A 26534-nucleotide genomic window follows, 5' to 3' on the forward strand; every position below is an offset into this window, starting at 1 on the left:
TTACGGTCCATTTCGGCTGGAAAAGCGGGGCTCTTCTCGCCTATTCGTCCCGCTGCCGCAATCGCTAAATGCCAAATCACGGGTTGTCTCGCGGTTTTGAAGGACTAGTGTGGCGGCGAACAAACATTGATGGATTCTTAAGCACCATCAAATAGTCACAGGCTGCATGTTTACGCTGTTTCATCATCCGTTCTGTCCGCATTCGCGCTTCATTCGCCTGATCGTGGGCGAATACGGGCTTGAACTTCGGCTGACCGAGGAACGCAGCTGGGAACGGCGCGAGGCATTTCTGCTGCTCAACGCAGCGGGCACAACGCCTGTGCTGGTGGATGAGAAGGAGCCGCCGATTCCGGGCGCGGCCATCATCGCCGAATATCTCGACGAGGCCTATGGCCAGGGGATGGGCGCCAAGCGGCTGATGCCGGACACGATCTCCGAGCGCGTCGAGGTGCGCCGACTGATGGCCTGGTTCAACGAGAAATTCTTCGAGGAGGTCTCGCACCCGCTGGTGACCGAGCGCATCTACAAGCGCTTCATGAGCGAGGAGAATGGCGGCGGCCCACCCTCGGCCGACGTGATGCGCGCCGCCAAGGCCAATGTGCGCTATCATCTGGCCTATATCGGCTGGCTGGCGCAGACGCGCAATTTCCTCGCCGGCGACCGGCTGACCTACGCGGATCTCGCCGCCGCGGCGCATCTTTCGGCGATCGACTATCTGGGCGACGTGCCATGGAGCGAGGACGACGCAGCAAAGGCGTGGTACGCGCGGGTGAAATCCCGCCCGTCGTTCCGTCCGCTGCTGAGCGAATGGCTGGCCGGCGTGCCGGCGTCGCGGACCTATGTGGATCTGGATTTCTGAACTCTGCCTCTGATCTGTCTGAACTGAAGACGGCGCTTGCGCGCGAGGCGCGAGCGCTCGGCTTCGACTGCATCGGCATCACCGCGCCGGGCGCGATCGAGAACGCCGGAAAATACTTTCTCGAATTCATCGCCTCGGGCGGCCATGGCGACATGGACTGGCTCGCCGCGCAACCGGAGCGCCGGGTCGATCCGCGCGGGCTGTGGCAGGATGTGCGCAGCGTGATCATGCTCGGCGTCAATTACGGCCCCGACCAGGATCCGCTGGCGATCCTTGAGGAGCGCACGCGCGCGGCGATCTCGGTCTATGCACAGGGCGACGACTATCACGACATCATCAAGAAGCGGCTAAAGGCGCTGGCGCGGTGGCTGGTTGCAACCGCGCCGTCCGAGGTGAAGGTATTTGTCGACACCGCGGCGGTGATGGAAAAACCCCTGGCGCAGGCGGCGCATCTCGGCTGGCAGGGCAAGCACACCAATCTCGTCTCGCGCGAATTCGGCTCGTGGCTGTTCCTTGGCGCGATCTATACGACGCTCGAGCTGCCACAGGACGAGGCTGAGATCGATCATTGCGGCTCCTGCCACGCGTGTCTCGACATCTGCCCGACCGCGGCGTTTCCCGCGCCCTACAAGCTCGATGCGCGGCGCTGCATCTCGTACCTCACCATCGAGAACAAGGGACCGATTCCGCGCGAGTTTCGCAAAGCCATCGGCAACCGCATCTATGGCTGCGACGATTGTCTCGCCGCCTGCCCCTGGAACAAGTTTGCGCAAGAGGGTCGCGAAGCCAAGCTCGCGGCGCGCGACGAGCTGCGTGCGCCAAGTCTTGCCGAACTTGCGCGTCTCGACGACGCGGCGTTTCGCGCGCTGTTCACGAAGTCGCCGGTGAAGCGCATCGGCCGCGACCGCTTCCTGCGCAACGTGCTGATCGCGATCGGCAACTCCGGTGATGCGGCGCTGGCGGAGGAGGCGCTGCGCTTGCTCGATGATGCAAGCCCGCTGGTGCGCGGAGCTGCGGTGTGGGCGCTGCGGCAGTTGCTGTCGCGAGAGGAGTTTGCGACGATCGAGACGAATGCGATTGCCAACGAGAATGACGCAAGCGTGCGCGAGGAATGGCAAGCCGCCTCCTAACACTCCACTGTCATGTCCCGCGACCCGGCTACGCCAAGGCTTCGCCGGGGCTTGCAGTGTAGGGCCGCCGAAGCTTTAGCGTAGGCGGCAGGCGGGGCATCCACTACGCCGCGACTTCTCCGCATCACTCACCGCCTCTGGAATACTGGATCACCCGCTCCAGTGCGCAATTGCGCACAAGGCGGGTGATGACAGCGAAGAATGAGGAGTACACCGCTCCTGCCCCTCATCCTGAGGAGCGCGCTTGCGCGCGTCTCGAAGGATGGAGGCCGAGTTGCCGCAGCGGGGCCTGCATGGTTCGAGACGCGCGTTCCGCGCTCCTCACCATGAGGGTCGGACACCTTGATTTCCCCGCGCGATGCTTCAAGGTCGCGCATCATGACAAACATGCCTTTCTTCACCCGTGACGGCGACACATTCCATCCGACGGAAGTCGCCAACGGCCCCTGGGATCCGAAATCGCTGCACGGACGCGTCATCGTCGGCCTGCTCAGCTTCGCCATCGAGGAGCGTCATTCGGGCCCGGACTTCGTGCCGGCGCGACTCACCGTCGACATGTTTCGCCTGCCAACCATCGACAAGCCGATTCAAGTGACGACGCGCCTCGTGCGCGATGGCCTGCGCATCCGTGTGGTCGAGGCGGAATTCTTCTCCGGCGGCGTCAGCATGGCGCGCGCCTCCTGCCAGCTCTTGCGGCGGACGCAAAATCCGGACGGCAATGTCTGGTCGCCGCCGAACTGGGACGCGCCTAAGCCCGCCGACATTCCGCCGCCGACCGATCCGCGGCTCGGCATGAACGGCAAATGGACGACGCGGCCGATCGTCGGCCATATGGGTTCGCTCGGTCCGCGCCGGCTCTGGATGAGCGAGGTGCGCGAGCTGGTGGCGGGCGTCGCGATGACGCCGTTCGTTCATGTCGCGACCGGCGCCGACTTCGCCAGCCCCTTTGCCAATGCCGGCGACAAGGGGCTCGGCTACATCAACAGCGACGTGACCATCTATCTGCACCGCCTGCCGGTGACGCGATGGATCGGCTTCGAGGTGGTGAACCATCACGCCACCGACGGCGTCGCGATCGGCGAATGCTGGCTCTATGACGAACAGGGCCCGATCGGCACGGCGACCGTCGCCGCGCTGGCACAGCGCAAGCCGATGGCGAAGCCTCCGCCGCCGTAGGTTTCACCTTTCGTCGTCATTCCGGGGCGCGCGCAGCGCGAACCCGGAATCCATCGGGCTTCAAAGTTTGCGGGTGAATGGATTCCGGGCTCGCGCCTATCGGCGCGCCCCGGAATGACGGAGTGAAGAGAGCTACACCAAATGCCGCTGCATCTCCGGCCGCGCCTTCAGCTCCGCGCCCTGCCTGGCGAGGATCCTGGCGATGCGCTCCGGCGCGAACTTCAGATCCACGAACGCGGGCGCCGTATTGGCGACCTCGTGATAGCTGGCGATCCTGCCGTCGCGCAGCGTCATGATCGCAACACCCTCGAACATCGCCCGCGCGCCGCCGGCTTCCGGCAAGGTCGAGCGATAGCTGAAGGTGTAGCGGGCATAGAGCGTGGTGCCGTCCGACACCGGATCGTGCATGTCCCAGCGAAAATCGCTGGCCGTGCGGTAGAACCAGTCGTCGATCATCCCGGCGATTTTCTCGCGGCCCGCGAAAGTGCCATAGAACACGTCGTGATAGACGCCGTCCTCGGTGAACAGTTCGGCAAAGGCGTTGCCGTTGCGCTGCTCGACCGCGTCGCAGAAGGCGCGCAGCATGGCGGTGATGGTCATCGGCGGTGTCTCCTCACCCTTTCCTGTCATGCCCCGGCTTGAACACTTGACCGGGGCATCCAGTACGCCGCGGCTTCTCCGTATTCGTCACCGCCTCTGGAATACTGGATCGTCCGCTTTCGCGGACGATGACATCGAATTCTGGGCAGGACTTCATCCGAACTCCGCTACCGCGGCAAGGATGCGCGCGATGTCCTGCGGACGGGACAGGCGGTGATCGCCGTCCTGGATCATGGTCAGCACGACGTCGTCGGCCGGCAGGCGATGCGTCAACGCAAACGCATGCTGCCACGGCACATCCGGATCCTTCGCGCCTTGCAGGATGCGAACCGGGCAACCGAGATCGATGGCGCTGCCGAGCACGAGGTGGTTGCGCCCCTCCTCGATCAGGTTCCGCGTGATCGGATAGGGCGAGCCATCGCCATATTCCGACGGCCTGAGCCAGAGACCCTTGGTCTCGATCTCTTTCTTCACCTGGGGTGAAAAATTCTTCCACATCAGTTCCTCGGTGAAATCGGGCGCCGGCGCGATCAGCACCAGACCCGCGAGCGATGCCTTGGTTTTCCCTTGCCGCTTCCTGATCTCGCGCGCGAGCAGCAGCGCCATCCAGCCGCCCATCGACGAGCCGATCAGAACTTGCGGGCCCTCGCAGAACTGCTCGAACACCGCCACGCTTTCCTCGAGCCAGCGCCCGATGGTTCCATCGGCGAAATCGCCGCTGGATTCGCCGTGGCCGGAATAATCGAACCGCACCGAGGCGCGGCCGCGGTCTTTGGCCCAATCGTCCAGCGCCACGGCCTTGGTGCCCTGCATGTCCGACTTGAAACCGCCGAGCCAGAGCAGCCCGGGACCTTGCCCGGCGCGCCTGCGCACCGCGATCTTGCGTGCGGACGGGCCCTCCCCCACTTCGATGAAGCTCGGCGCATCGGAAATCGCAGCGGTCATGGAACGTTTACTCTGGTTGTGCGGTTTGAGCTGTTCGGGCGCGTCCCGCAACGCGGGCCCCATGCCGACATTGACCTTTGGGACGCTTGCGGAACAGAAGCAAGGTGTCTATGTCGAGCAGCGTGCCGATGGGCGTGACCAAAATGCCTCGCATTTGAGGGTTTTTCGCTTCTGGCACGAGCGACTTGCTTGCCGGCAAACGCATCTTCCTTCAAAATAGCCGCTTCCTTCACAACTTTGGAGAACCACCCATTCGTCGTCCCAATAGAGCCCCGGCCCCTGCCGCCAAAGACGGGCCGCGCATCAATGATGATATTCGCAATGCGCAGATCCAGCTGATCGATCAGACCGGTGACAACAAAGGCACGGTCGAGACCGTCGTGGCCATCCGGATGGCCCAGGAAGCTGGCATGGATCTGGTCGAGATTTCGCCGAATACCAGCCCTCCCGTCTGCAAGATCATGGACTACGGGAAGTACAAGTATTCCGCCCAGAAGAAAGCCGCCGAAGCCCGCAAGCGGCAGAAGACCGTCGAGATCAAGGAGATCAAGCTCCGCCCGATGATCGACGATCACGACTACGACGTGAAGATGCGCGCGATGCAGCGGTTCTTCGAAGAGGGCGACAAGGTCAAGATCACGCTGCGCTACCGTGGCCGCGAAATGGCGCACCAGGAGATCGGCACCAAGCTGCTCGACAAGATCAAGAGCGACGTCGCCGAGCTCGCCAAGGTCGAGCAGGACGCCAGGTTCGAGGGTCGCCAGGTCGTCATGGTGCTGGCGCCACGCTGACGGCAGCTTCTTGAAGCCGAGAGTTCAACGGCCCGTCCGGACATCCGGCGGGCCGTTTTTGTTTTGTCGAATGCGCAAGCCGGAAGCTCCGCTGCACCTCTCCCGCTTGCGGGAGAGCCAAGGCCGCCTTCGGCGGCCGTCCTCTTAGGAGACGCCGAGGCAAAGCCTCGGCTATGCCGAAGGCGCGGGTGAGGGTTTTCTCCTCTTGGAGGTTCCCGCTTGCGGAGACACCCAGCCCTCCCCCGCAGGCGGGGGAGGGAGCGCATCGAGCACTGGGCGCCTAAGTCCGCGTCGCCTGCCAGGTGCCGCTGCAATGGTCGCCGGAGATGATGCCGTTCCACGAGCCGGCGCCGTTCATGCCGGCGAGGCGGCCGCCGCCACTGGCGTGGGACGCGCCGACCGACACCTGAACCGCGACGGCGCCGGCGCGATTGACCTTGCCGGACACCCGGCCGCCACCGGCGGACGACACCCGGTTGCCGGTCACCGTGAAGGGAACGCTGTAGCCCGAGCTGCAATTGCCGCGGGTGGTGGCAAAAGTGACGTTCCAGACCCCGTCATAGCCGCCCACACGGGCGTCGGCGGCCGACAGCGGTACGGCCGCGGCGAGCGCGGCAAACAGCGCCAGATGGCGCGGGCGGGTCAGGGCTGACAAAAATGAAAGCGATTGCGGGAAATGGGCCATTTTGGTCCTGCTTCGGCGAGAAGGCGTGGAAATGAGGGTGGCAACCCAAGATAGTCGGCGGGCAGGTTCCGCCGGTTCATCGTTGCCATTTGGCTTCCGCTCTGTCATAAGCCCAGCCTTCATCGCCCGGCTGATTTAAGGGCTGCCGTGGCGATGTCCGTGCGGGTTTCCTGCCAAAGTGCAAAAACCTGAGCACAATCAACGCTCTAACGAGCATTTTTGACGGCCAGCCGCCTTCGCGGGCGGATTTCTATTGTGGCCATAGGAGAGCCAAATGCCCAAGCTGAAGACCAAATCGGGCGCTAAAAAGCGCTTCAAGGTGACTGCCACCGGCAAAGTGATGCACGCCCAGCGCGGCAAGCGTCACGGCATGATCAAGCGGACGAAGAAGCAGATCCGTCAGCTCCGCGGCACCCGCGTGCTGTTCAAGACCGACGGCGACAACGTCAAGAAGTACTTCTTGCCGAACGCCTGATCGCGTCCACGATCACATCAGCCGAGCCGCGTTTCGCGCGGCGATCCAAAACCGAAGTCATCTCTGAAGGATTTTTGTCATGTCTCGCGTCAAACGCGGTGTGACCGCCCACGCCAAGCACAAGAAAGTCTACAAGGCCGCCAAGGGTTTCTACGGCCGCCGCAAGAACACGATCCGCGCCGCCAAGCCGGCCGTGGAGAAGGCCCAGCAATATGCCTTCCGTGACCGCAAGCGTCGCAAGCGCACCTTCCGCGCGCTTTGGATCCAGCGCCTCAACGCCGCCGTCCGTCCCTTCGGCCTGACCTACAGCCGATTTATCGACGGCCTCGCCAAGTCGGGCATCACCGTCGACCGCAAGGTGCTGTCGGATCTCGCGATCCGCGAGCCGGCTGCGTTCCAGGCGATCGCCGAGAAGGCCAAGGCTGCGCTGGCGGCCTGAAGCCTGCGCTAGCGTTAGCGGGTCTTGGGGCCCGCAGCCTTCAGCGCCCGTTGCGAGTAACGCTGGGCGACCTCCGCCCGGCAGAACGCTGCGAACGAGAGATACATGGTGCCGGACTTGTTCCGGTACTTTCCGTCGCAGACACGCATCTCGCGCTGGTAGGCGTGTTTCTGCGCGCCGTTGAGGCCGGGCATGAAATCCGCCTCGCATTTCTTCTCGACAGCGGCGCCAAGATCGACGTCGCCGCTCGCGGTCAACTGGCAATCCTGAAACACCTTCATCGCGCTCTCGCAGCCGCTTTGCGTGTTGATGGTGTCGACGACCTCGTCCGGCGTCATGGACTTCTCCATGCAAACCATGGCGCGCGCCGGCATCCCGGCGACCGACAGAGCGACGGCCAGGGCGGCCAGACAGGATCTCAAGAACATCGCGTCATCTCCTTGTATCCCCCTTGGTGCCTAGCCGATGCGCGAGGTTCAACCCAGCCGGTCGTAAGCCCGAAATGACCGGCTTTTTGCTTGACGTTACGGCCTTCGGGCGGCGACAACCCAGCCGAATTTTGGCAGCAGGGATTTGACTGTGTCTGACCTCGCAACGCTCGAAACATCCATCCTCGACCAGATCGCAGCCTCCGGCGACGAAGCCGCCCTCGAGGCGGTGCGCGTCGCTGCCCTCGGCAAGAAGGGCTCGATCTCCGCGCTGCTCGCCACGCTCGGCAAGATGTCGCCCGACGAGCGCAAAACGCAGGGCGCCGCGATCAACCAGGCCAAGGACAAGGTCACGCAGGCGCTGGCCGCGCGGCGTGATGTCCTGAAGTCGGTGGCGCTCGATGCGCGGCTCGCTTCCGAGACCATCGACGTCACCCTCCCCTTGCGCGATGCACCGGCCGAGGCCGGCCGCATCCATCCGCTCAGCCAGGTCTGGGACGAGCTGACGACGATCTTCGCCGACATGGGATTCTCGGTCGCCGAAGGTCCGGACATCGAGACCGACGACTACAACTTCACCAAGCTGAACTTCCCGGAAGGCCATCCCGCGCGCGAGATGCACGACACCTTCTTCTTCCATCCGAAGGAGGACGGCTCGCGCATGCTGCTGCGGACCCACACCTCGCCGGTGCAGGTGCGTACCATGCTGAGCCAGAAGCCGCCGATCCGCGTGATCTGCCCGGGCCGCACCTATCGCATCGATTCGGACGCGACCCACACGCCGCAATTCCACCAGGTCGAAGGCCTCGTCATCGACAAGAGCTCGCATCTCGGCCACCTCAAATGGATCCTGCACGAGTTCTGCAAGGCGTTCTTCGAGGTCGACCACATCAACATGCGCTTCCGTCCCTCGTTCTTCCCGTTCACGGAGCCGTCGCTGGAAGTCGACATCCAGTGCCGCCGCGACAAGGGCGAGATCCGCTTCGGCGAGGGCGAGGATTGGCTCGAGATTTTGGGCTGCGGCATGGTTCATCCGAACGTGCTGCGCGCCTGCGGCATCGATCCCGACGAGTACCAGGGCTTTGCCTGGGGCATGGGCATCGACCGCATCGCCATGCTGAAATACGGCATGAGCGACCTGCGCCAGCTCTTCGACAGCGATGTCCGCTGGCTGTCCCATTACGGCTTCAAGCCGCTCGAAGTGCCAACGCTCGCGGGAGGGCTGAGCTCGTGAAATTCACCCTCTCCTGGCTGAAGGATCATCTCGAGACCGACGAGCCGCTGGACAGGCTGGCCGACAAGCTCACCATGATCGGGCTCGAGGTCGAGAACATCGAGGACAAGGCGAAGGCGCTGAAACCCTTCACCATCGCAAAGGTGATCTCCGCCGAGCAGCATCCGAACGCTGACCGCCTGCGCGTCTGCATGGTCGATACCGGAGGCGGCGCTGCGCCCGTGCAGGTCGTGTGCGGCGCACCGAATGCGCGCACCGGGCTCGTCAGCGTGTTCTCGCCGCCCGGCACCTACATTCCCGGCAAGGACATCACGCTCGGCGTCGGCACCATCCGCGGCGTCGAGAGCCGCGGCATGCTGTGCTCGGCGGCCGAGCTGCAGATCTCGAACGACCATGACGGCATCATGGAATTGCCGGCCGATGCTCCGATCGGCGCAGGCTATGCCGAATGGGCCGGTCTCGGCGATCCCGTGATCGAGATCAACCTGACGCCTAACCGCCAGGACTGCTCCGGCGTGCACGGCATCGCGCGCGACCTCGCCGCCGCCGACATGGGCAAGTTCAAGGACCCGACCATCAAGGCCGTGAAGGGCGAATTCCCCTGTCCCGTGAAGGTCACGGTCGAGGACGCCACGCTGTGCCCGGGCTTCGCGCTCCGCCTCGTGCGCGGCGTGAAGAACGTGCAATCGCCGGAATGGCTGCAGAAGCGGCTGACCGCGATCGGGCTTCGTCCGATCAACGCGCTGGTCGACATCACCAACTTCATGACCTTCGACCGCGCGCGACCGCTGCATGTGTTCGACGCCAAAAAGGTCAGGGGCAATCTCGTCGTGCGCCGCGCCCGCGAGGGCGAGACGCTGCGCGCGCTCGACGGCCGCACCTACAATCTCGATCCCGCCATCTGCGTCATTGCGGACGACCACGGTGTCGAATCGCTTGCGGGCATCATGGGCGGCGAAGCGTCAGGCTGCGACGAGAACACCACCGACGTGCTGATCGAATCGGCGCTGTGGAACGAGATCAACATCGCCCAGACCGGCCGCAAGCTCGGCATCAATTCGGACGCGCGCTACCGGTTCGAGCGCGGCGTCGATCCGGCCTTCATGGTGCCGGGACTGGAGCTCGCCACGAAGCTCGTGATGGAGATGTGCGGCGGCGCGCCGTCGGAGACGGTCGTGGTCGGCAAGGCTTTTGGCGACGACCGCGTGATCGAATTCCCGACCACCGAGGTGAAGCGGCTGTCCGGCATCGAGGTGCCGCAGGTCGAGATGAAGCGCATCCTCAACCATCTCGGCTTCATGATGGCCGGCGCGGGCCCGCTGGTGAAGGTCGCGGTTCCGTCCTGGCGCTCTGACGTGCACGGCAAGGCCGACATCGTCGAGGAGATCGTCCGCATCTTCGGCGTCGACAAGGTGCCGGAAACGCCGTTCGATCGCGGCGAGGACGCGCGCAAACCCGTGCTGACCCCGCTGCAGCTCCGCACGCGACGCGCCAGGCGCGCGCTCGCTGGCCGCGGCATGGTCGAAGCCGTGACCTGGTCGTTCATCACCAAGCCGGCGGCCGAGCTGTTCGGCGGCGGCCAGCGCGAGCTCGAGGTCGCCAACCCGATCGCGGCCGACCTCTCCGACATGCGGCCGAGCCTGTTGGCGGGCCTGATCGCGGCAGCACAGGCCAATGCCGATCGCGGCTTTGGCGATGTCGCGCTGTTCGAGGTCGGCCAGGTCTTCAAGGGCGATCGTCCGCAGGACCAGTTCATGGCGGCGAGCGGCGTTCGCCGCGGCTTTGCCTCATCGGAAGGCCTTGGCCGGGATTGGTCGGGCTCGGCGCAGGCTGACGTGTTCGACGCCAAGGCCGATGCGCTGGCGGTGCTGGCGGCGGCCGGCGCGCCGATGCAGGCGCTGCAGATCGTGCCCGGCGGTGCGGCGTGGCTGCACCCCGGACGCTCCGGCACGATCCAGATGGGTCCGCAGAACGTGCTCGGCTATTTCGGCGAGATGCACCCGCGCGCGCTCGAAGCGCTCGGCGCCGACGGCCCGGTGATGGCGTTCGAGGTCATCCTCGACCGGATCCCCGAGGCGAAGAAGAAGCCGACCCGCGCCAAGCCCGCGATCGAGCTGTCGGCATTCCAGCCGGTCTCGCGCGATTTCGCCTTCATCGTCGATCGCGGCATCAAGGCCGGCGACATCGTGCGCACCGCGCAGGGCGTCGACAAGAAGCTGATCACCGGCGTCAACGTGTTCGACGTCTATGAAGGCAAGGGCATCGAGGACGGCAAGAAGTCGATCGCGATCGCGGTGACGATCCAGCCCCGCGAGAAGACCCTGACCGACCAGGAGATCGAGGCAGTCGCCGCGAAGATCGTGGCGGAAGTGACGAAGAAGACCGGCGGCACGCTTCGGGGATGAGTCTTTAGGGATGAGTCTTGGAGACTTCCTCCCTGGCGACGTCAGCCTCACCATCGCGATGGCGCTTTGCGCCATCGCATTCGTTTCGGGCACCGCGCGCGGCTTCTCCGGCTTCGGCTCGGCGCTGATCTTCATGCCGCTGGCCAGCAGCGTCGCGCCGCCGCGGCTGGTGGCAGCGCTGCTGCTCGTCATCGATTTCGTCGCGGCGGCGCCGCTGCTGCCCGACGCGTGGAAGAAAGCCGACCGCAGGGCGACGGCGGTAATCGTGCTCGGCGCGCTGATCGGCGTGCCCGTCGGCACCTATTTCCTCAGCGTGCTCGAGCCCGTCACCACGCGCTGGATCATCTCCTGTTTCGTCGCAGCGCTGCTGCTTCTCCTGCTCTCCGGCTGGCGCTATCGCGGCAAGGACCACGCCTGGCTGTCGGTCGGCATCGGCGGCCTCTCTGGGTTCTGTAGCGGGCTGGCGCAGACCGGCGGCCCGCCGATCGTCGGCTACTGGCTCGGCCGCCCCATCGCCCCGATCGTGGCGCGCGCCAATATCGTGCTGTTCTTCGGCGCGTCGGACTTCTTCTCGATGGTGAGCTACGCGACGACCGGGCTGATCAGCCGCGAATCGCTGGCGCTCTCGCTCATCGTCGGCCCGGTCTACGCCCTCGGCGTCGCCTTCGGCGCCTCGCTGTTCGGCCGCGCCAGCGAACGGGTGTTTCGCAGCATCTGCTACGTGCTGATTGCGATGGCGGTGGTTGTTGGACTGCCGGTGCTGGATAACGTGCTGCGCTGAAACATCCTCAGTCGTCCGACGGCTAACGTTTTTGCCGCCGCTTGGTCGACTGCGTCGGCACGTCCGCGGGCTCGTCCCTGATCGCGCCGATCCGACGCAGGGCGGCATCGGCGGCGCGCTCGCCGCTGTCCCAGGCGCCGTCGACAGTGCCCCAGAGGGTCTCGTGGGTCGCTTCGCCCGCGAGGAACATGCAGCCGATCGGTTCAGCCAATACCTTTCGCGAGATCTGGCCGCCGGGCGAGGCCGCCGACATCGCGCCCATCACGAAGGGCGAGGCGTTCCAGCGCGTCGCGCTGGTCTTCTTGATGGCCGCGGCCGCTTCGCCGCCGAACAGCTTTGTGATCCATTCCCTCGCAAAGGCCGCCATCGCCTGCTCCCCCTGCTCGGAGAGATCGCGACCGAAGGAGCCGCCGACGTCGATCGAGCACAGCGAGGAGCCGCCCATGTTGGCAAACATGAGCGCCGTGCGCGTCGAATTGCTCTGCTCGATGAGGATGTCGTCGCGTGCCAGCCCGAGCGGAATGCCCGGAAGCTCCAGCATGATGTGATCGTAACTGCCGAGGCCGAGTTTTGACGCGGCATCGAGCGTCCGCTTGGGAATGTCGGGCGCAAACTTGATCGCGCCGGCGTTCAGGACATTGGTCGAGACCGTGATGATGGCGGCGCGCGCCACGATCTTGCCGGCCGGGGTCTCGACGCTGACGTCGCGGTTGCTCCACGCCATCCGGCTTGCCGGCGTCGACAGCGCCACCGGCACCTGCTCGCCGAGCTTGCTGATCAGCGTGCCCAGGCCCTGGCGGCAGGCGATCGCGGCGTTGCGATCCTGCGCGCGTGCCTTGTCGATGACCGAGAGCTCCTTGAGATCCTTGCCGGCGAAATTCGCTCCCAGCAGGAACTCGGCAGCACCCGCCCAGTCGCCGAGATCCTTTGGCAGCGCGGCTGCGCAGGAGGTGTCCAGCCTGCCGCGAGAGGCCTCGTCGATGGCGCGGTTGGCGCGCACCAGCGCCGCCAAGAACTCCTCGGTTTCGCCGGCACGCGCGTTGCGGCGGCCGATGCGCATCTTCTGGCCGGCCGGCGCCGGCGACACGTCGAGACCGACGCTGCGCGCGAGGCGAATCATCGGGTTGGTCTCTGGATTGTGCATCCAGCGCGCACCGCGATCGAACGGCACGTCGAAGGTCGCACTATCCGTGATACAGCGGCCGCCAATCCGCGATGCCGCCTCGACGACGACAACCTTGCGACCCGTCGCCATGATACGGCGCGCCGCGGCGATGCCGGCAACCCCCGCACCGATCACGACGATGTCAGCGTCGCGCGGCAAAGGCGCGGCGGTGGCGCGCAGAACCGGCGTGGCGGCAAAGGCTGCCGACGCCGATAGGAAGCTGCGGCGCGTGATTGTCATGTCATGGTTTCCGGGGGCTTGCGGAGGACGGGAACAGCTAGCGAACCTTGCCGTATCTGATGTTGCGCGGCAACCATCATGGTGAATCAATCGTAGTTGACCGCTTGGAACGATGAACCGAATTGCAACACGTTTCGACCATGATAGAGAAGGGAAAAAGACGGCCGGAAAAGGCCGTGGGGGGAGTTCACGATGGGGACGGTCCTAGATTCAGTCGGCAAGCTGATAGCCGCGTACCTCTCCAAGGAGGTGCCGGGCTACGAGCCGTTCACGCCGAGCGATCCGGAGCACCTGCGCGGCGTCATCGAGCCCGGCGACGTGCTGCTGGTCGAGGGCAACAACCGCATCTCCGGCATCATCAAATATCTCACGCAATCGACCTGGTCGCATGCCGCGCTTTACGTCGGCCCGGTTGAGGGCGCCGAGGAGCCCAACGGTGAGCCGCATGTGCTGATCGAGGCCAATATCGGCGAAGGCGTCACCTCCGCGCCGCTGTCGAAATATTTCCCCTATCACACCCGCGTCTGCCGCCCGGTCGGGCTGTCCCATGAGGATCGCACCACGGTCTGCCGCTACGCGGTCAACCGCATCGGATTCGGCTACGACACCAAGAACATCGTCGACTTGATGCGCTTCCTGTTTCCGTTGCCGGTGCCGCAGCGCTGGCGGCGGCGCATGATCGCGATCGGCTCGGGCGATCCGACCAAGATCATCTGCTCGGCGCTGATCGCGCAGGCCTTCGACGCGGTGCGCTATCCGATCCTGCCGAAGATCACCAAGGCCGGCAGCCGCGCCGCCCGCCGCGAGATCCTGCATATCCGCGACTCCTCGCTTTACATGCCCCGCGACTTCGACATCTCGCCCTATTTCGAAGTCGTCAAACCCACCATCGTGCACGGTTTCGACTACACATCCCTGCACTGGGCCGACAAGCAAAAGCCGCTCGAGGAGGTGGCGGGCACATTCAGTGTGTTTCCAGAAACGATCAGTGCGCCGCCGCTCGTTCCTGAGGCGATTGACGAAGAAGCGCCGGCTGAAATTGCGGCTGAAGAAGTGACGGCGGGCGAAGCGCCTGCCCACGCTGCGAAGATGATCGATCGCGTCACGGCGTCGGAGCATGTTTCGCTGCTGAAGAAGATTGCGATGTACCGCCCGCGGCGGCGTAGGCGGGCGCGAGCGGCATAGAGCCCAACACTCCCACCGTCGTCCGGGCGAAGGCCGGGACGACGTGGGAGATGTCGTGCCGCCAAACAGTCGTCATTGCGAACGCAGCGAAGCAATCCAGAATCTTTCCGCGGCGGGACTCTGGATTGCTTCGCTGCGCTCGCAATGACGTAGGAATGCGAAGCTACCGCTCCGCCCGTCCGATCACTGCCATCAGCTCCGCGATCTTCTCGCGCTGATCGGCCTTGTCGCCGCTCGCGATCGCGTGCTCGACGCAATGGGCGACGTGATCCTTCAATATCTCTTCCTCGACCCGGCGCAGCGCCGCGCGCACCGCGGATATCTGCGTGACGATGTCGATGCAGTAGCGGTCCTCCTCGACCATCTTCGACAGGCCGCGAACCTGGCCCTCGATCCGGCCGAGACGTTTTCCGACAGATGCCTTGATGTCCTTGCGCATGAGGTCTATATACCCTTACCGGGTATAGGTTGCAAGGCCGGAGCACGGAAATGAACGACGCCGAACACAAGCATCATCAGGACGCGGAAACTCAATCCGGATGCGGTTGTTCCGCGAAGGCCGCTCCGCCGGCCGCCAAACCTGCGGCGTCCTCATGCTGCAGCGGACATGACGATCAGGGACATGACGATCACGCCGGTCATGCTCACCATCATCACCACGACCATGGAGCCGGCGTGAAGGTGCGCGATCCCGTCTGCGGCATGACGGTCGATCCTGCGACCTCGAAACATCGCTTCGAGCACCACGGCGACACCTTCCATTTCTGCTCGGCCGGCTGCCGGACCAAGTTCGCGGCCGATCCTGCCAAATACCTCGCCAAGGAGAAGGCGCCCGAGCCCGAGATGCCTGCGGGCACGATCTACACCTGCCCGATGCATCCGGAGATCCGCCAGGTCGGCCCCGGAAGCTGCCCGATCTGCGGCATGGCCCTCGAGCCGGAGGTCGCGAGCCTCGATACCGGCCCCAATCCGGAGCTTGCCGACATGACGCGGCGGTTCTGGATCGGCGGTGTGCTGGCGCTGCCAGCGGTGGTGCTGGAGATGGGCGGCCACCTTGCCGGGCCGCACAACTGGATCGATCCGACGCTGTCGAACTGGATCCAGTTCGTCTTTGCCACGCCCGTAGTGCTATGGGCCGGATGGCCGTTCTTCGTGCGCGGCTGGCAGTCGCTGGTCACGCGCAACCTCAACATGTTCACGCTGATCGCGATGGGCACGGGTGTGGCGTATGTCTACAGCCTGATCGGCACCATCGCGCCAAACATCTTCCCCGAGACCTTCCGCGGCCATGAGGGTGCCGTCGCCGTCTATTTCGAGGCGGCCGCGGTCATCACCGTGCTGGTGCTGCTCGGCCAGGTGCTGGAGCTGCGCGCGCGCGATGCGACCTCGGGCGCGATCAAGGCGCTGTTGCAGCTTGCGCCGAAGACGGCGCGTCGCGTTGATGCCGACGGCAGCGAGCACGAAGTCGAGATCGATACGCTGCATGCCGGCGACCGCTTGCGCGTTCGTCCCGGCGAGAAGGTGCCGGTCGACGGCGTCATCCTGGAGGGGCGCTCGTCGCTCGACGAGTCCCTCGTCACCGGCGAATCCATGCCCGTCACGAAGGAGGCCGGCGCCAAGGTCATCGCCGGCACGCTCAACCAGTCCGGCGGCTTCATCATGCGCGCGGACAAGGTCGGGCGCGAGACGCTGCTGTCGCAGATCGTGCAGATGGTCGCCGACGCGCAGCGCTCGCGCGCGCCGATCCAGCGGCTGGCAGATCAGGTCGCGGGCTGGTTTGTGCCGACGGTGATCGTCGTCGCCATCATCGCATTCGCGGCATGGGCCTGGTTCGGTCCGGAGCCGCGACTTGCTTTCGGCCTTGTCGCCGCCGTCAGCGTGCTGATCATCGCCTGCCCCTGCGCGCTGGGGCTCGCCACCCCGATGTCGATCATGGTCGGCGTCGGTCGCGGCGCGCAAGGAGGCGTTCTCATCAAGAACGCCGAAGCGCTGGAGCGGATGGAGAAGATCGACACGCTGGTGGTCGACAAGACCGGCACGCTGACCGAAGGCAAGCCCAAGGTGGTCGCGATCGTCGCGGCGGGCGGTTTTGCCGAGGATCATATCCTGCGCATGGCAGCCAGCGTCGAGCGCGCCAGCGAGCACCCGCTGGCCGATGCCATCGTCCGCGCCGCGAAGGAGAGGCAGCTCGCGCTCGGCGAGGTCGAAGGGTTCGATTCGCCGACCGGCAAGGGCGCGACCGGCAAGGTCGACGGCAAGACCATCGTGCTCGGGAATGCCAGATACTTTGCCTCGATCGGGATCGACACCGGGCAGCTCGATGCCGAGGCCGAGCGTCTGCGCCAGGATGGCGCGACCGTGATCAACATGGCCGTCGACGGTGCACTGGCGGGGCTGTTTGCCATTGCCGACCCCGTCAAGGCCTCGACCCCAGCGGCGCTGAAGGCGCTCGCCAGTGAGGGCATCAAGGTGATCATGCTGACCGGCGACAACCGGACGACGGCGGAGGCTGTCGCACGCAGGCTCGGCATTGCCGACGTCGAAGCTGAGGTTCTGCCGGATCAGAAGAGCGCGGTGGTCACAAAGCTCAAGAAGAGCGGCCGCAGCGTCGCGATGGCCGGCGACGGCGTCAACGATGCCCCGGCCCTCGCCTCGGCCGAAGTCGGCATCGCCATGGGCACCGGCACCGACGTCGCGATGGAGAGCGCCGGCGTCACCCTGCTCAAGGGCGACCTCACCGGCATCGTGCGTGCGCGAAAACTGTCGCAGGCGACCATGAGCAATATCCGGCAGAACCTGTTCTTCGCTTTCATCTACAATGCCGCCGGCATTCCGATCGCGGCCGGCATCCTCTATCCGGCCTTCGGCCTCCTGCTGTCGCCGATCATCGCGGCGGCGGCGATGGCGCTGTCCTCGGTGAGCGTGGTCGGCAACGCCTTGCGGCTGCGCGCGACGCGGCTGTGAGAGGAGCGGAATCCGTGTAGAACGGCATCGAGCGGCGCCACGCGAGGGAGCAGTCTGATGCAGCGCATTACAATCACGATCGAGGATGATCTCTTGGCGGAGATCGACGCGGCGGCGGAAGCGCGCGGCTACCAGAACCGCTCCGAGATCATCCGCGATCTCGCGCGCGCCGGGCTGCAACAGACCAACGAAGACACCGCGCAGACCGGCCCGTGCGTTGCCGGCCTCGTCTATGTGTACGATCACGCCGCCCGCGATCTCTCAAAGCGCCTGGTGCAGGAATTCCATGGCCATCACGATCTCGCGCTGGCGACGCTGCATGTCCATCTCGACGACAACAACTGCATGGAGATGACGGCGCTGCGCGGCGACGCCGGCGAGGTCCGGCATTTCGCCGACCACATCATCGCCGAACGCGGCGTACGCTATGGGCGCGTGGTGATGATCCCGACCGGGGAGGGGAAGGCGGCGAAGGTGCGGAAGCACGGACATCGGCATGAGTGATTTTTCTCCCTCTCCCCGCTTGCGGGGAGAGGGTTGGGGTGAGGGGGAGTCTCCGCAAGGACGGTAGCAGTTGGACTCGCGGAGAGTCCCCCTCACCCGGAATTCGCGCGTTCCGCGCGATTCCGGCCTCTCCCCGCAAGCGGGGAGAGGCGAAGAAAGAAATTAAGCCGCCTTCGCTGCGCTCCCGCTCGGCAGGCCCGCCCGCGCGACACCGCCGTACAGTGGCTCGTTCGGCATTTCCTCGCGCAGGATCTTGCGCACCGCGACCAGCTTCTCCAGGTCGATCCCCGTCGCAAACCCCTTGCTCTCGCACAGGAACGCGAGATCCTCGAACACGACGTTGCCGGTCGCACCGGGCGCGAAGGGACAGCCGCCGAGACCTCCGAGCGAGCCGTCGAGGATGCGCACGCCTTCGTCCAGCGCGGCCGCGGCGTTCGCGATGCCCATGCCGCGGGTGTCGTGGAGATGGATGCAGATCGGCTTTGAACCGGCTAGCTTCACCGCAGCGCGCGTCAATTCGGCTACGTGCTTCGGTCCGGCATAGCCGACGGTGTCGGCGATCGCGACGAAATCGACCCCTGCTTCGAGGCATTTGTCGACCAGCCGCAACACTTCCGCGGGATCGACCGGACCGGTGATCGAGCATCCCAGCGCCATCGAGATCGCGGCATTCACCAGCGGCTTGTGGCTGCTGGCGTCGCGCATCTCGCAGAGCCGCTTGACGTTGGCGATTGCGGATTCGCGCGAGCGGTGAGCATTGGCCTGGCTGTGCTCCTCGGTGGCCGAGACCACCGAGGCGATCTCGCCGACACCGGACTCGAGCGCCTCGTTCACGCCGCGCTCATTGAGCGCAAGTGCGATGCCATGCGCGCCGGGCAATTTTGCGACGGTCGCGATCACGTCGCGCACATCGACGAACTGCGGAAAGGTTTTTGCCGGCAGGAACGAGCCGACCTCGAAATGCCGGACGCCGGCGGCGTATTCGTCGCGCACCCAGCGCTTCTTGGCATCGGTCGACGGAAATTTCTTCACGAGCTGGAGCCCGTCGCGCAGGCCCACCTCGCGCAGGCTGACGCGATCCGACGGGTAGATCTCCTGAATCCGGCTCATGCACGCCTCCCTGCGGCTTTGGACGTGGGGTCTTCATTGTCGATCTCGGCACGGACGGCCGCGGTGTCGGCGCCGAGCGGCGCGACCTTCAGGCCTTCGCCGATATTGCTGCCGTTCCATTCAATCGGCAGCGCCGGCACACGGAACGGCTTGCCATCGGCAGTGACGTTGTTGACGAGCCCGCCCGGCCGCAGCACGTGGGGATCGGCAAAGAGATCCTCGGGCCGGTTGATCGGCGAGAAGCAGATGTTGAGCGCGTCGAGCTTCTGCGAGAGCTCCGCCACGTTCCACTGCCTGATCACCTCGGCCACGCGCGGAATGATGCGCGACCGCGCCAGAATGCGGTCGGTCGTGGTCCGCAAGCTCGCGTCGTCCAGGAACTCGGCGAGGCCGAACTCCCGGCAAAAGCTCTGCCAATGGCCTTCGGTGACGACGCCAATGAAAATGCGCTCGCCGCCGCCGGCATCGAAGATGTCGTAGATCGGCCAGGCGTGCTCGCGCTCCGGCATCGAGCGCGGCTTGTTGCCGGTCATTTCATATTCGACCATGTGCTGGGCGACCAGGAACAGGCAGTTCTCGAACAGTCCGATGCGGATGTCGGCCCCGTCGCGCTTGCCCGCGCGCTTCTGATAGAGCGCCGCGAGAATCGCGATCACGCCGAACATGCCGCCCATGATGTCGTTGGCGGACGAGCCGACACGCTGCGGCTTTTCGCGCGTGCCGGTCATGGCGGCGAGACCCGACATCATCTGCACGACCTCGTCGAGCGCCGGGCGATGCTCATAGGGGCCGGACAGAAAGCCCTTGTGGCCCGCGACGATCAGATGCGGATGGCGACGGCGCAGTTCGTCGGCGCCGAGCCCCTGCTTTTCGAGCTGGCCGTCGCGGAAGTTTTCCAGGAACACGTCGGCGGTCGCGAGCAGGCGGTGCATGGTCTCGCGATCCTCCGCCTTCTCGAAATCCAGCACGACGCTGCGCTTGCCGCGATTGAAGAGCGGAAAGAAGGCCGTGCCCATGCCCCCCAAGCTGCGGGTCTTGTCGCCTGAGGGCGGCTCGACCTTGATCACCTCGGCGCCCAACTGCGCGAGGATCATGCCGCAGGTCGGGCCCATCACCATGTGGGTCATCTCGATGACGCGCACGCCTGCCAGCGGCAGCCCGGCCGCCGGTTCTTCCCTCTCCATGCGCCTCTCCTGTTCGCCGGCTCGAGAGCCTAGGCCTTCACAAGCCTTCTTAAAAATATAATCTGTCGAATGGTGTCTTCACGGTTTTCGAACGCTGCCCATCATGGATTCGCGCCAGCTCCGCTATTTCATCGCCGTCTACGAGCAGCGGAACCTGTCGCGCGCCGCCGACCAAGTCAATGTCGCGCAGTCTGCGCTGAGCCATCACATCTCAAATCTCGAAGCCGAGTTTGCCGCGCCCCTGTTCGAGCGCAAGTCGCGCGGCATGGAACCGACGGCTGCCGGCGAGCGGCTCTACGAGCACGCGCGCATCATCCTGCGCGCGATGGCGGAAGCCGAGACCGAGGTACGCCAGGGCGCGCGCGTCATTGCGGGCGATATCTCGATCGGCATGGCCAATTCCGGCGTCAAGGCGATCGGCGTACCCTTGATGCGCACCGTGCTCACCGAGTATCCGAAACTGAAGCTGTCGCTCACCGAGAGCCTGTCCGGCGCGACGCTGATGCATCTGATGGCCTCCGACGTCGATCTCGCGCTGGTCTACAATCCGCCGTCGGAAAAGGACCTGATCGCCGAGCCGGTGCTGGAGGAGCAGATGTTCCTGGTCGGTACCGCGAAGCTTGTCGGCAAGACCAAGGCACCGATCCGGTTCGAGCAACTGAGCCGGCTGCCGCTGATCCTGCTGCGCCACGGTCTCTCCGCTCGCGCGTTGCTGGATGACCCGGTGCTGCTCAAGCGGCTGGAAGCCGTTGCCATCCTGCACGCCAACTCGATCAGCGGCATGACCGGCGCGCTGGTTGCGGGCCTCGGATGCAGCATCGCGACGAAGTTGTTCGCGCAGGAAGAGCTCGCGGCAGGCCGCCTGGTCGCACGCGAGGTGATCGAGCCGAAGCTGACCCGAACGCTCTATCTCTGCCGCCTGCGCAACCGCCCGATGACCTACGTCATGGAAGAGATGCGTCGGCTGATCCTCAAGCTGATCGCAGAGCAGGTACGCGGCGGCCACTGGCAGGCGAAGCTGCTGGGCTGAGGCCGCCGAGTTCGAGAATATCGAACGCTACCATCGATATGTTCGTCTGGATTTCTGGCTTCGACCCGCCAACATGATGCGATCCGGCACAGCTTCGGCAAGAAAGCCGCCGGGACCAGCGGAGGCCATCTCCGCGCGCACGGGAGGACATCATGAGCGTGGTGGGCATCGACACCGGCTTTGAGCTCGATATCGCGGCCGCGGCGCCGGACGAAGTCTCGCGGCGCCTGGAGGCCATGCCGGCCTCCGCGCACGTCTGGAAGCTCATCATCCTGCTCTCGCTCGGCGGCTGCTTCGAGATCTACGATCTGTTCCTGACCGGCTATATCGCCCCGGGCCTGAGCCGCAGCGGACTGTTGACCACGACGACACAGGCGTTCTTCGGCTTCTCCGGCATCGGCGCCTTCGTCGCATCGACCTTTGCCGGCCTGTTTGTCGGCACCTTCTTCCTCGGCTTTCTCGCCGACCGTTTCGGACGGCGTGCGATCTTCACCTACGCACTGCTCGGCTACACCGCGGCCTCGGTGATCATGGCCTGCCAGACCTCCTCGGAAGGCCTCTTGCTCTGGCGTTTCCTCGCCGGCGTCGGCATCGGCGTCGAGGTCATCACCATCGACGCCTACATCACCGAGCTCGTGCCGAGCTGGATGCGCGGGCGCGCCTTCGCGGTGAACCAGGCGATCATGTTCATCGCGGTGCCCATCGTCGCCTTCCTCGCATGGTGGCTGGTGCCGCTCGCGCCGCTGGGCCTCGATGGCTGGCGCTGGGTGGTGCTGATCGGGGCTGCGGCCAGCATGGTCATCTGGGTGCTGCGCCTGTTCCTGCCGGAGAGCCCGCTCTGGCTGGCGCGGCATGGCCGGACCGAGGAGGCCTTCCGCATCCTGGCGACGCTGGAGGCCGCCGCCGGAAGCACCGCCGCACCGAGCCCCGGCGTTACGTCGGCGCGTTCTGTGACGCGGCCGGTTGCGACCGTCGGCTTCGCCGATCTGTTCCGGCCGCCTTACCTCTCGCTCGTCGTGCTCTTCATGGTGTTCAACCTGTGCCAGGCCTTCGGCTTCTACGGCTTCGCCAATTGGGTGCCGACCCTGCTGGTCGAGAAGGGCATCACCGTCACCAAGAGCCTGCAATATGCCTTCATCGTCGCCTTTGCCTATCCGATCGCGCCGCTCTTGGCCGCGAGCTTTGCCGACAAATTCGAGCGGCGCTGGATCATTGCCGGCGCCTGCATCGCCATCATCGTCTTCGGCATGGCGTTCGCGCAGCTCAGCGCGCCGGCGCTGCTGATCATCTGCGGCGTATTGCTGACGGCCTGCAACACGACGATGTCCTACGCCTACCACGCCTATCAGACCGAGGTGTTTCCGACGCAGATCCGGGCGCGTGCCTCCGGCCTCGTCTATTCGATGAGCCGGCTGAGCGCGACGTTCTCCGGCTTCATCGTCGCCTACATGCTGAAGGAGGGCGGCGTCACCGGCGTGTTCGGCCTGATCACCGCCGCGATGCTGATCGTGGTGATCGCAATGGCGCTGTTCGGACCGAACGTGCGCGGCAAGCCGCTCGACGCGACATAGCAGCCATCTGCTCGTCCCGTTCCGGCCCGATCGCGCTTTAGGCCGCAGGCAATAGCGGGTCAACGTCCCTTGCCGAAGCGGTTCCGCGTGTCTACCTCTCGCGGGTGATTTCGTGAGAGGACCCCCCATGCTGGATGCCGCCGTCAAGGCGCTGTCGCAAATGATCTCGCCGCCGATGCGCTCGATCCTGTGGCGCTCGATCGGTGTTGCCCTGGTGCTGATCACCGTGCTGGCGATCGGCCTGCAGCGGCTGCTGAGCTGGTTTGCGACCTATGGCGAGGTGTGGCTGGAAGGCTTGCTCGGGCCGAGCTGGCATTCATCGCTCGAGGTTCTGGCCTGGATCGTCTCGATCGCGGCGGGCCTCGGCGTCGTGTTCGGCGGCATCTTCTTGATGCCCGCGATCACCTCGCTGGTGGCGAGCCTGTTCGTCGACGACGTCGCCGACATTGTCGAGCGCGAACACTACCCCGCCGAGCGGCCGGGCGTTGCGCTGCCGTTCAACCAGGCGATCTACGAGGGCATAAAGACCGCGCTGTTGACGATCCTGGTCTATCTGGCCGCGCTGCCGCTGGTGTTCCTGGCCGGCGCCGGCTTTCTGATCTTTTTCCTCGCCGCCGCCTGGCTGCTCGGCCGCGAATATTTCGAGCTCGCCGCGATGCGCTTTCGCTCCCCGGAGGAAGCCAAGGCGATGCGGCGGGACAATGCGGCGACCATCTTCACCGCCGGCCTGATCATCGCGGCTTTCGTGTCGATCCCGATCGTCAATCTGGCGACGCCGATCTTCGGCATGGCCTTCATGGTTCACATGCACAAGCGCCTGTCCGGGTCGCGGCCCGAGCTGATCGAGCCGGCGCGGTCGATGCGGTGACCATCAGGTCACTGGCACCCCGCATTTGCGCAACACCGTCTTGGCGAAGCCGAACGGCGCCGGCGTGAACGGGCCCGGCGGCGCGCGGGTGATCAGCGCGATGAGGCCGAGCGCTGCGATCGCAAGCCAGAAGCACAGCCAGAAGCCGTCGATATAGGCGAGCACATTGGCTTCGCGCTGGACGAAGCTCGCGAGCGTTCCCACCGCGCGCGCCTGCGCCGAGCCCGCACCATGGGCGGCGAAATGATCGGCGAGCTGCTTCAGCTTCCGCACCACGTCGGCGTCGCCGACGGTGAGGTTCTGGCCGAGATAGAAGGAATGGACCTGCTCGCGGACGCGCAGCCACGTTCCCATCAGCGCCACGCCGATCTCGGCGCCGCCGAGTCGCATGATCTGGATGTAGGCGGCAAAGGCAGTGGCGCGGCTCGGGTCGGAGTTGGACAGCGCCGTGACGATCAACGGCAGCAGCGTCAGCGACTGGCCGATCGCCAGCAGCAGCACGATGCCGATGAAGTCCTCGCGCGCCCAGTCATGCGTGAGCTGGGTGCCCCAAAGGTTGGCGGCGGCAAAGCAGGCAAATCCCAGCACCACGACCGTGCGGGTGTCGAAATGCCGGAGCAGCCAGATCGAGATCGGCACCAGCACGAACATTGGCAGCGCGCCGTACGTGAGCAGCAGAAGGCCGCTCTGCTCCGGCCTGAGCAGGCCGACGGTGGCGAGGAAGTTCGGCACCAGCGATGAGTTGGAAAGGCTGGTCAGCGTGTAGAGCAGGATCACGACCAGCGACAGCCCGATATTGCGCGAGAACAGCACGTTCACATGCGCCCAGGGCCGGCGCACCAGCGCCTCGTTGATGAGGAAGCCCACGAACAGCACGCCGCCGCCAGCGAGCAGCGCCATCACCGTGCCGGATTCCAGCCAGTCGAGGCGATTGCCCTGGTCGAGCCCGGCATAGATCATCCCGACCGAGGCGCCGAGCAGCAACATGCCGCCCCAATCGGCTTCGCGCAGCAGGTCGCGGTTGACCGGCTCGCTCGGCGTGCCGAGATAGACCATCAAGCCCATCAGCGGCGCGATCACGACGCCCTGCCAGTACAGCCATTGCCAGCCGAGATGGTCGACATAGAAGCCGACGAGCGAGCTCGACGTGTCGAACGCGAAGCCGACGCGGATCGAGTAGAGCGCGATCGCCGGCAGCCACCAGCGGATCGGCAGGTTGCGGAACACGATCATCAGCGTCGCCGGCACGAAGGTCCCCAACAGCAGGCCATGCACGACGCTGAGCACCATCAGCATCGGATAGTCGTGCACGAAGGGAACGATCAGCGAGACCACGGCATAAACGAGGCTCGGGATGCCGAGCACGCGCCGCAGGCCAAATGCCGTGGCAAGCCAGGCCACCGCGGGCGCGATGAAGATCTGCGAGCCGATGCCGGCGGTGGAGAGCCAGGCGCCCTCGTCGAAGCTGAGCGAGAACGCGCCGCGCAGATCGGGCAGGCCGACAGTGGTCAGGCGGCTGTCGAAATTGGCGAGGAAGGAGCCGAGCAGTACGGCGGCCACGGCGAACAGCGGCTGCTGCGCGATGCCACCGCGCGAGACCGGCCCGCGACCGGCATCGTCATTTGCCGCCATTCGCGTCTGCACCGTTGGTGTTGATGCGGGTCACGACGGACATGCCCGGCACGAGGCGTGCCAGCAGCGGCTGGTTGTCGTCGAACTGGATGCGCACGGGGATGCGCTGCACCACCTTGGTGAAATTGCCGGTCGCATTGTCCGGCGGCAGCAGCGCCACCTGCGCGCCGGTCGCCGGCGCGATGCGCTCGACCCGGCCGCGCAGCTTTTCGCGCGGGAAGCCATCGACGGTGATCTCGACCGGCTGGCCCGGCTGCACATGAGTGAGCTGCGTCTCCTTGTAGTTCGCGATCACATAGACTTTCGGCAGCGGCACGACATTGATGAGATTGGTGCCGATGTTGACGTAGTCGCCGGGCTGCACCTGGCGCTCGCCGACGACGCCATCGAACGGTGCCGTGATCCTGGTATAGCCGAGCTTGAGCTTGACGCTGGCGAGCGTCGCCTTGGCGGCTTCGAGATCGGCGGCGCGCTGCTTCTTGGTGCCTTGCAGGACTTCGAGTTGATGCTGCTGCTGCGCGATCACGGCTCGACTCGCGCGCACGTCGGCCTGCGCCTTGGCGTAAGCGGCGACCGCCTGCTCGAGCCGCTGCCGCGTGCCGGCCTCGGTCTGCGACAGCGATTGCTGGCGCTCCTGCTCCTGTCGCGCCTCGACCTCCAGAGCCTCTGTCGATAGCCGCGCGGCCTGGGCCTGCGCGATCGTGGCATATTGCAGCTCGATCTGGTTGCTTAAATTGTCGAGCGCGGCCTGCGCCGCGGCGACCGCCGCTTCCGCCTGCGCGACCTGCGCTTCGTAGTCGGCGGGATCGATCTGGATCAGGAGGTCGCCGGCCTTGACCCGCTGGAAGTCGGTCACGGCGACGGTCAGTACTTCACCGGCAACGCGGCTGGAGAGCCGCGTCAGTTCGGAGCGCACATAGGCGTCGTTGGTGGTCTGGATCACCGCGTCGCCGACCCATTCGTCGAAGCGCTGCGTCGCCAGCGCCACGAAGCCGAGCGCGACGATCACGGCGAACAGTGGAATCGCGAGGCGACTCCAGAGTGAGCTCGCTGGCGGCAACGTTGGCTTGGGTGGCGCTGCGGCGGGTGCTGACGGCGCGACTTGCTCTTGTTGACTCACGACATCACCCCAA

General features: G+C 65.4%; 25 protein-coding genes. 15 read left to right on the forward strand and 10 right to left on the reverse strand.

All coding sequences use genetic code 11. The features are described 5' to 3' along the window. The first annotated feature begins 166 nt into the window (after window positions 1–166). The 3 genes from K289_RS0102920 to K289_RS0102930 all read left to right on the forward strand — a co-directional run bounded on the left by K289_RS0102920 (window position 167) and on the right by K289_RS0102930 (window position 3165). Entirely contained in the window at window positions 167–859 is a 693-nt protein-coding gene (locus K289_RS0102920; RefSeq protein WP_027550100.1) for a glutathione S-transferase family protein, read from the forward strand. Continuing rightward, window positions 808–1989: a tRNA epoxyqueuosine(34) reductase QueG gene (queG, locus tag K289_RS0102925; RefSeq protein ID WP_027550101.1), complete on the forward strand. Its 1182-nt coding sequence runs from the start codon at window positions 808–810 to the stop codon at window positions 1987–1989. The genes K289_RS0102920 and queG overlap by 52 nt, the downstream gene beginning before the upstream one ends. A 378-nt stretch (window positions 1990–2367) precedes the next feature. Then, entirely contained in the window at window positions 2368–3165 is a 798-nt protein-coding gene (locus K289_RS0102930) for an acyl-CoA thioesterase domain-containing protein (RefSeq protein ID WP_027550102.1), read from the forward strand. Between the two features lie 132 nt (window positions 3166–3297). Here the strand turns inward: K289_RS0102930 and K289_RS0102935 are convergent, their stop codons facing one another. Together K289_RS0102935 and K289_RS0102940 are read right to left on the reverse strand one after the other, a co-directional pair. Beyond that, window positions 3298–3765: a nuclear transport factor 2 family protein gene (locus K289_RS0102935; RefSeq protein ID WP_027550103.1), complete on the reverse strand. Its 468-nt coding sequence runs from the start codon at window positions 3763–3765 to the stop codon at window positions 3298–3300. A 153-nt stretch (window positions 3766–3918) separates the two neighbouring features. Then, complete coding sequence (locus K289_RS0102940) at window positions 3919–4710, reverse strand: carboxylesterase (RefSeq protein WP_027550104.1); 792 nt, start codon at window positions 4708–4710, stop codon at window positions 3919–3921. Between the two features lie 251 nt (window positions 4711–4961). Between K289_RS0102940 and infC the strand changes: the two genes are divergently transcribed. Next, window positions 4962–5501 carry a translation initiation factor IF-3 gene (infC, locus tag K289_RS0102945; protein ID WP_084788534.1) on the forward strand — a complete coding sequence of 180 codons (540 nt, stop codon included), beginning with the start codon at window positions 4962–4964 and terminating at the stop codon, window positions 5499–5501. Window positions 5502–5781: 280 nt separating this feature from the next. On the opposite strand, the gene K289_RS0102950 is transcribed toward infC, so the two are convergent. After that, window positions 5782–6186 (reverse strand): hypothetical protein, encoded by a 405-nt coding sequence (locus tag K289_RS0102950; protein WP_027550106.1) that lies wholly within the window; start codon window positions 6184–6186, stop codon window positions 5782–5784. Between the two features lie 274 nt (window positions 6187–6460). Between K289_RS0102950 and rpmI the strand changes: the two genes are divergently transcribed. Together rpmI and rplT are read left to right on the forward strand one after the other, a co-directional pair. Further along, complete coding sequence (gene rpmI, locus K289_RS0102955) at window positions 6461–6661, forward strand: 50S ribosomal protein L35 (protein WP_008539890.1); 201 nt, start codon at window positions 6461–6463, stop codon at window positions 6659–6661. A gap of 79 nt (window positions 6662–6740) precedes the next feature. After that, window positions 6741–7100, forward strand: coding sequence for a 50S ribosomal protein L20 (gene rplT / locus K289_RS0102960; protein WP_027550107.1), 360 nt, complete (start codon window positions 6741–6743; stop codon window positions 7098–7100). A gap of 14 nt (window positions 7101–7114) precedes the next feature. On the opposite strand, the gene K289_RS0102965 is transcribed toward rplT, so the two are convergent. Then, the gene (locus K289_RS0102965; protein ID WP_027550108.1) at window positions 7115–7528 is read right to left on the reverse strand and encodes a hypothetical protein; all 414 of its coding nucleotides are present in this window, start codon (window positions 7526–7528) and stop codon (window positions 7115–7117) included. 151 nt (window positions 7529–7679) lie between these two features. On the opposite strand from K289_RS0102965, the gene pheS reads away from it, so the two are divergent. From pheS to K289_RS0102980, 3 genes are read left to right on the forward strand one after another with little or no spacing between them, the layout of a single operon-like run. Then, window positions 7680–8762 (forward strand): phenylalanine--tRNA ligase subunit alpha, encoded by a 1083-nt coding sequence (pheS, locus tag K289_RS0102970; RefSeq protein WP_027550109.1) that lies wholly within the window; start codon window positions 7680–7682, stop codon window positions 8760–8762. Next, window positions 8759–11167 carry a phenylalanine--tRNA ligase subunit beta gene (gene pheT, locus K289_RS0102975; protein ID WP_027550110.1) on the forward strand — a complete coding sequence of 803 codons (2409 nt, stop codon included), beginning with the start codon at window positions 8759–8761 and terminating at the stop codon, window positions 11165–11167. The genes pheS and pheT overlap by 4 nt, the downstream gene beginning before the upstream one ends. A 10-nt stretch (window positions 11168–11177) precedes the next feature. Further along, window positions 11178–11948 carry a sulfite exporter TauE/SafE family protein gene (locus K289_RS0102980; RefSeq protein ID WP_027550111.1) on the forward strand — a complete coding sequence of 257 codons (771 nt, stop codon included), beginning with the start codon at window positions 11178–11180 and terminating at the stop codon, window positions 11946–11948. A gap of 22 nt (window positions 11949–11970) precedes the next feature. On the opposite strand, the gene K289_RS0102985 is transcribed toward K289_RS0102980, so the two are convergent. Continuing rightward, window positions 11971–13353, reverse strand: coding sequence for an FAD-dependent oxidoreductase (locus tag K289_RS0102985; RefSeq protein WP_027550112.1), 1383 nt, complete (start codon window positions 13351–13353; stop codon window positions 11971–11973). 192 nt (window positions 13354–13545) lie between these two features. On the opposite strand from K289_RS0102985, the gene K289_RS0102990 reads away from it, so the two are divergent. After that, complete coding sequence (locus K289_RS0102990; RefSeq protein ID WP_027550113.1) at window positions 13546–14538, forward strand: YiiX/YebB-like N1pC/P60 family cysteine hydrolase; 993 nt, start codon at window positions 13546–13548, stop codon at window positions 14536–14538. Between the two features lie 163 nt (window positions 14539–14701). Here the strand turns inward: K289_RS0102990 and K289_RS0102995 are convergent, their stop codons facing one another. Then, on the reverse strand, window positions 14702–14977 hold the full coding sequence (locus K289_RS0102995; RefSeq protein WP_024338640.1) for a metal-sensitive transcriptional regulator: 276 nt from the start codon (window positions 14975–14977) through the stop codon (window positions 14702–14704). Window positions 14978–15027: 50 nt separating this feature from the next. On the opposite strand from K289_RS0102995, the gene K289_RS0103000 reads away from it, so the two are divergent. Together K289_RS0103000 and nikR are read left to right on the forward strand one after the other, a co-directional pair. Further along, window positions 15028–17502, forward strand: a complete 2475-nt coding sequence (locus K289_RS0103000) for a heavy metal translocating P-type ATPase (protein ID WP_027550114.1) — start codon at window positions 15028–15030, stop codon at window positions 17500–17502. Between the two features lie 57 nt (window positions 17503–17559). Continuing rightward, entirely contained in the window at window positions 17560–18006 is a 447-nt protein-coding gene (nikR, locus tag K289_RS0103005) for a nickel-responsive transcriptional regulator NikR (protein ID WP_027550115.1), read from the forward strand. A 162-nt stretch (window positions 18007–18168) separates the two neighbouring features. Here nikR and K289_RS0103010 read toward each other — a convergent pair whose 3' ends face one another. Together K289_RS0103010 and K289_RS0103015 are read right to left on the reverse strand one after the other, a co-directional pair. After that, window positions 18169–19116, reverse strand: coding sequence for a hydroxymethylglutaryl-CoA lyase (locus tag K289_RS0103010; protein ID WP_027550116.1), 948 nt, complete (start codon window positions 19114–19116; stop codon window positions 18169–18171). Beyond that, the gene (locus K289_RS0103015; protein ID WP_027550117.1) at window positions 19113–20300 is read right to left on the reverse strand and encodes a CoA transferase; all 1188 of its coding nucleotides are present in this window, start codon (window positions 20298–20300) and stop codon (window positions 19113–19115) included. Before K289_RS0103015 ends, K289_RS0103010 begins: the two co-directional genes overlap by 4 nt. A 103-nt stretch (window positions 20301–20403) precedes the next feature. Here K289_RS0103015 and K289_RS0103020 point away from each other — a divergent pair, with 103 nt between their 5' ends. The 3 genes from K289_RS0103020 to K289_RS0103030 all read left to right on the forward strand — a co-directional run bounded on the left by K289_RS0103020 (window position 20404) and on the right by K289_RS0103030 (window position 23769). Then, window positions 20404–21330 carry a LysR family transcriptional regulator gene (locus K289_RS0103020; protein ID WP_027550118.1) on the forward strand — a complete coding sequence of 309 codons (927 nt, stop codon included), beginning with the start codon at window positions 20404–20406 and terminating at the stop codon, window positions 21328–21330. A gap of 152 nt (window positions 21331–21482) precedes the next feature. Continuing rightward, window positions 21483–22901, forward strand: coding sequence for an MFS transporter (locus K289_RS0103025; protein ID WP_027550119.1), 1419 nt, complete (start codon window positions 21483–21485; stop codon window positions 22899–22901). 127 nt (window positions 22902–23028) lie between these two features. After that, window positions 23029–23769: a sulfate transporter family protein gene (locus tag K289_RS0103030; protein WP_027550120.1), complete on the forward strand. Its 741-nt coding sequence runs from the start codon at window positions 23029–23031 to the stop codon at window positions 23767–23769. Between the two features lie 3 nt (window positions 23770–23772). Here K289_RS0103030 and K289_RS0103035 read toward each other — a convergent pair whose 3' ends face one another. Next, window positions 23773–25401: an MFS transporter gene (locus K289_RS0103035; protein WP_027550121.1), complete on the reverse strand. Its 1629-nt coding sequence runs from the start codon at window positions 25399–25401 to the stop codon at window positions 23773–23775. Next, window positions 25388–26521 (reverse strand): HlyD family secretion protein, encoded by a 1134-nt coding sequence (locus K289_RS0103040; RefSeq protein WP_027550122.1) that lies wholly within the window; start codon window positions 26519–26521, stop codon window positions 25388–25390. Before K289_RS0103040 ends, K289_RS0103035 begins: the two co-directional genes overlap by 14 nt. Between the last annotated feature and the right edge of the window lie 13 nt (window positions 26522–26534).

Origin of the sequence: Bradyrhizobium sp. Cp5.3, assembly GCF_000426265.1 — a bacterium.
GTDB classification, from domain to species: Bacteria; Pseudomonadota; Alphaproteobacteria; order Rhizobiales; family Xanthobacteraceae; genus Bradyrhizobium; species Bradyrhizobium neotropicale.

Bases quoted from the DNA above. Each gene is read 5' to 3' on its own strand.
- K289_RS0102950 (WP_027550106.1), bottom strand. From the start codon at position 6,186: ATGGCCCATTTCCCGCAATCGCTTTCATTTTTGTCAGCCCTGACCCGC.
- K289_RS0102965 (WP_027550108.1), bottom strand. From the start codon at position 7,528: ATGTTCTTGAGATCCTGTCTGGCCGCCCTGGCCGTCGCTCTGTCGGTC.
- K289_RS0103030 (WP_027550120.1), top strand. From the start codon at position 23,029: ATGCTGGATGCCGCCGTCAAGGCGCTGTCGCAAATGATCTCGCCGCCG.
- nikR (WP_027550115.1), top strand. From the start codon at position 17,560: ATGCAGCGCATTACAATCACGATCGAGGATGATCTCTTGGCGGAGATC.
- rplT (WP_027550107.1), top strand. From the start codon at position 6,741: ATGTCTCGCGTCAAACGCGGTGTGACCGCCCACGCCAAGCACAAGAAA.
- K289_RS0103035 (WP_027550121.1), bottom strand. From the start codon at position 25,401: ATGGCGGCAAATGACGATGCCGGTCGCGGGCCGGTCTCGCGCGGTGGC.
- K289_RS0103000 (WP_027550114.1), top strand. From the start codon at position 15,028: ATGAACGACGCCGAACACAAGCATCATCAGGACGCGGAAACTCAATCC.
- K289_RS0102930 (WP_027550102.1), top strand. From the start codon at position 2,368: ATGACAAACATGCCTTTCTTCACCCGTGACGGCGACACATTCCATCCG.
- K289_RS0102940 (WP_027550104.1), bottom strand. From the start codon at position 4,710: ATGACCGCTGCGATTTCCGATGCGCCGAGCTTCATCGAAGTGGGGGAG.
- queG (WP_027550101.1), top strand. From the start codon at position 808: ATGGCTGGCCGGCGTGCCGGCGTCGCGGACCTATGTGGATCTGGATTT.
- K289_RS0103025 (WP_027550119.1), top strand. From the start codon at position 21,483: ATGAGCGTGGTGGGCATCGACACCGGCTTTGAGCTCGATATCGCGGCC.
- K289_RS0102920 (WP_027550100.1), top strand. From the start codon at position 167: ATGTTTACGCTGTTTCATCATCCGTTCTGTCCGCATTCGCGCTTCATT.
- K289_RS0102990 (WP_027550113.1), top strand. From the start codon at position 13,546: ATGGGGACGGTCCTAGATTCAGTCGGCAAGCTGATAGCCGCGTACCTC.
- K289_RS0102980 (WP_027550111.1), top strand. From the start codon at position 11,178: ATGAGTCTTGGAGACTTCCTCCCTGGCGACGTCAGCCTCACCATCGCG.
- rpmI (WP_008539890.1), top strand. From the start codon at position 6,461: ATGCCCAAGCTGAAGACCAAATCGGGCGCTAAAAAGCGCTTCAAGGTG.
- K289_RS0103020 (WP_027550118.1), top strand. From the start codon at position 20,404: ATGGATTCGCGCCAGCTCCGCTATTTCATCGCCGTCTACGAGCAGCGG.
- K289_RS0102935 (WP_027550103.1), bottom strand. From the start codon at position 3,765: ATGACCATCACCGCCATGCTGCGCGCCTTCTGCGACGCGGTCGAGCAG.
- K289_RS0102995 (WP_024338640.1), bottom strand. From the start codon at position 14,977: ATGCGCAAGGACATCAAGGCATCTGTCGGAAAACGTCTCGGCCGGATC.
- K289_RS0103010 (WP_027550116.1), bottom strand. From the start codon at position 19,116: ATGAGCCGGATTCAGGAGATCTACCCGTCGGATCGCGTCAGCCTGCGC.
- K289_RS0103015 (WP_027550117.1), bottom strand. From the start codon at position 20,300: ATGGAGAGGGAAGAACCGGCGGCCGGGCTGCCGCTGGCAGGCGTGCGC.
- K289_RS0102985 (WP_027550112.1), bottom strand. From the start codon at position 13,353: ATGACAATCACGCGCCGCAGCTTCCTATCGGCGTCGGCAGCCTTTGCC.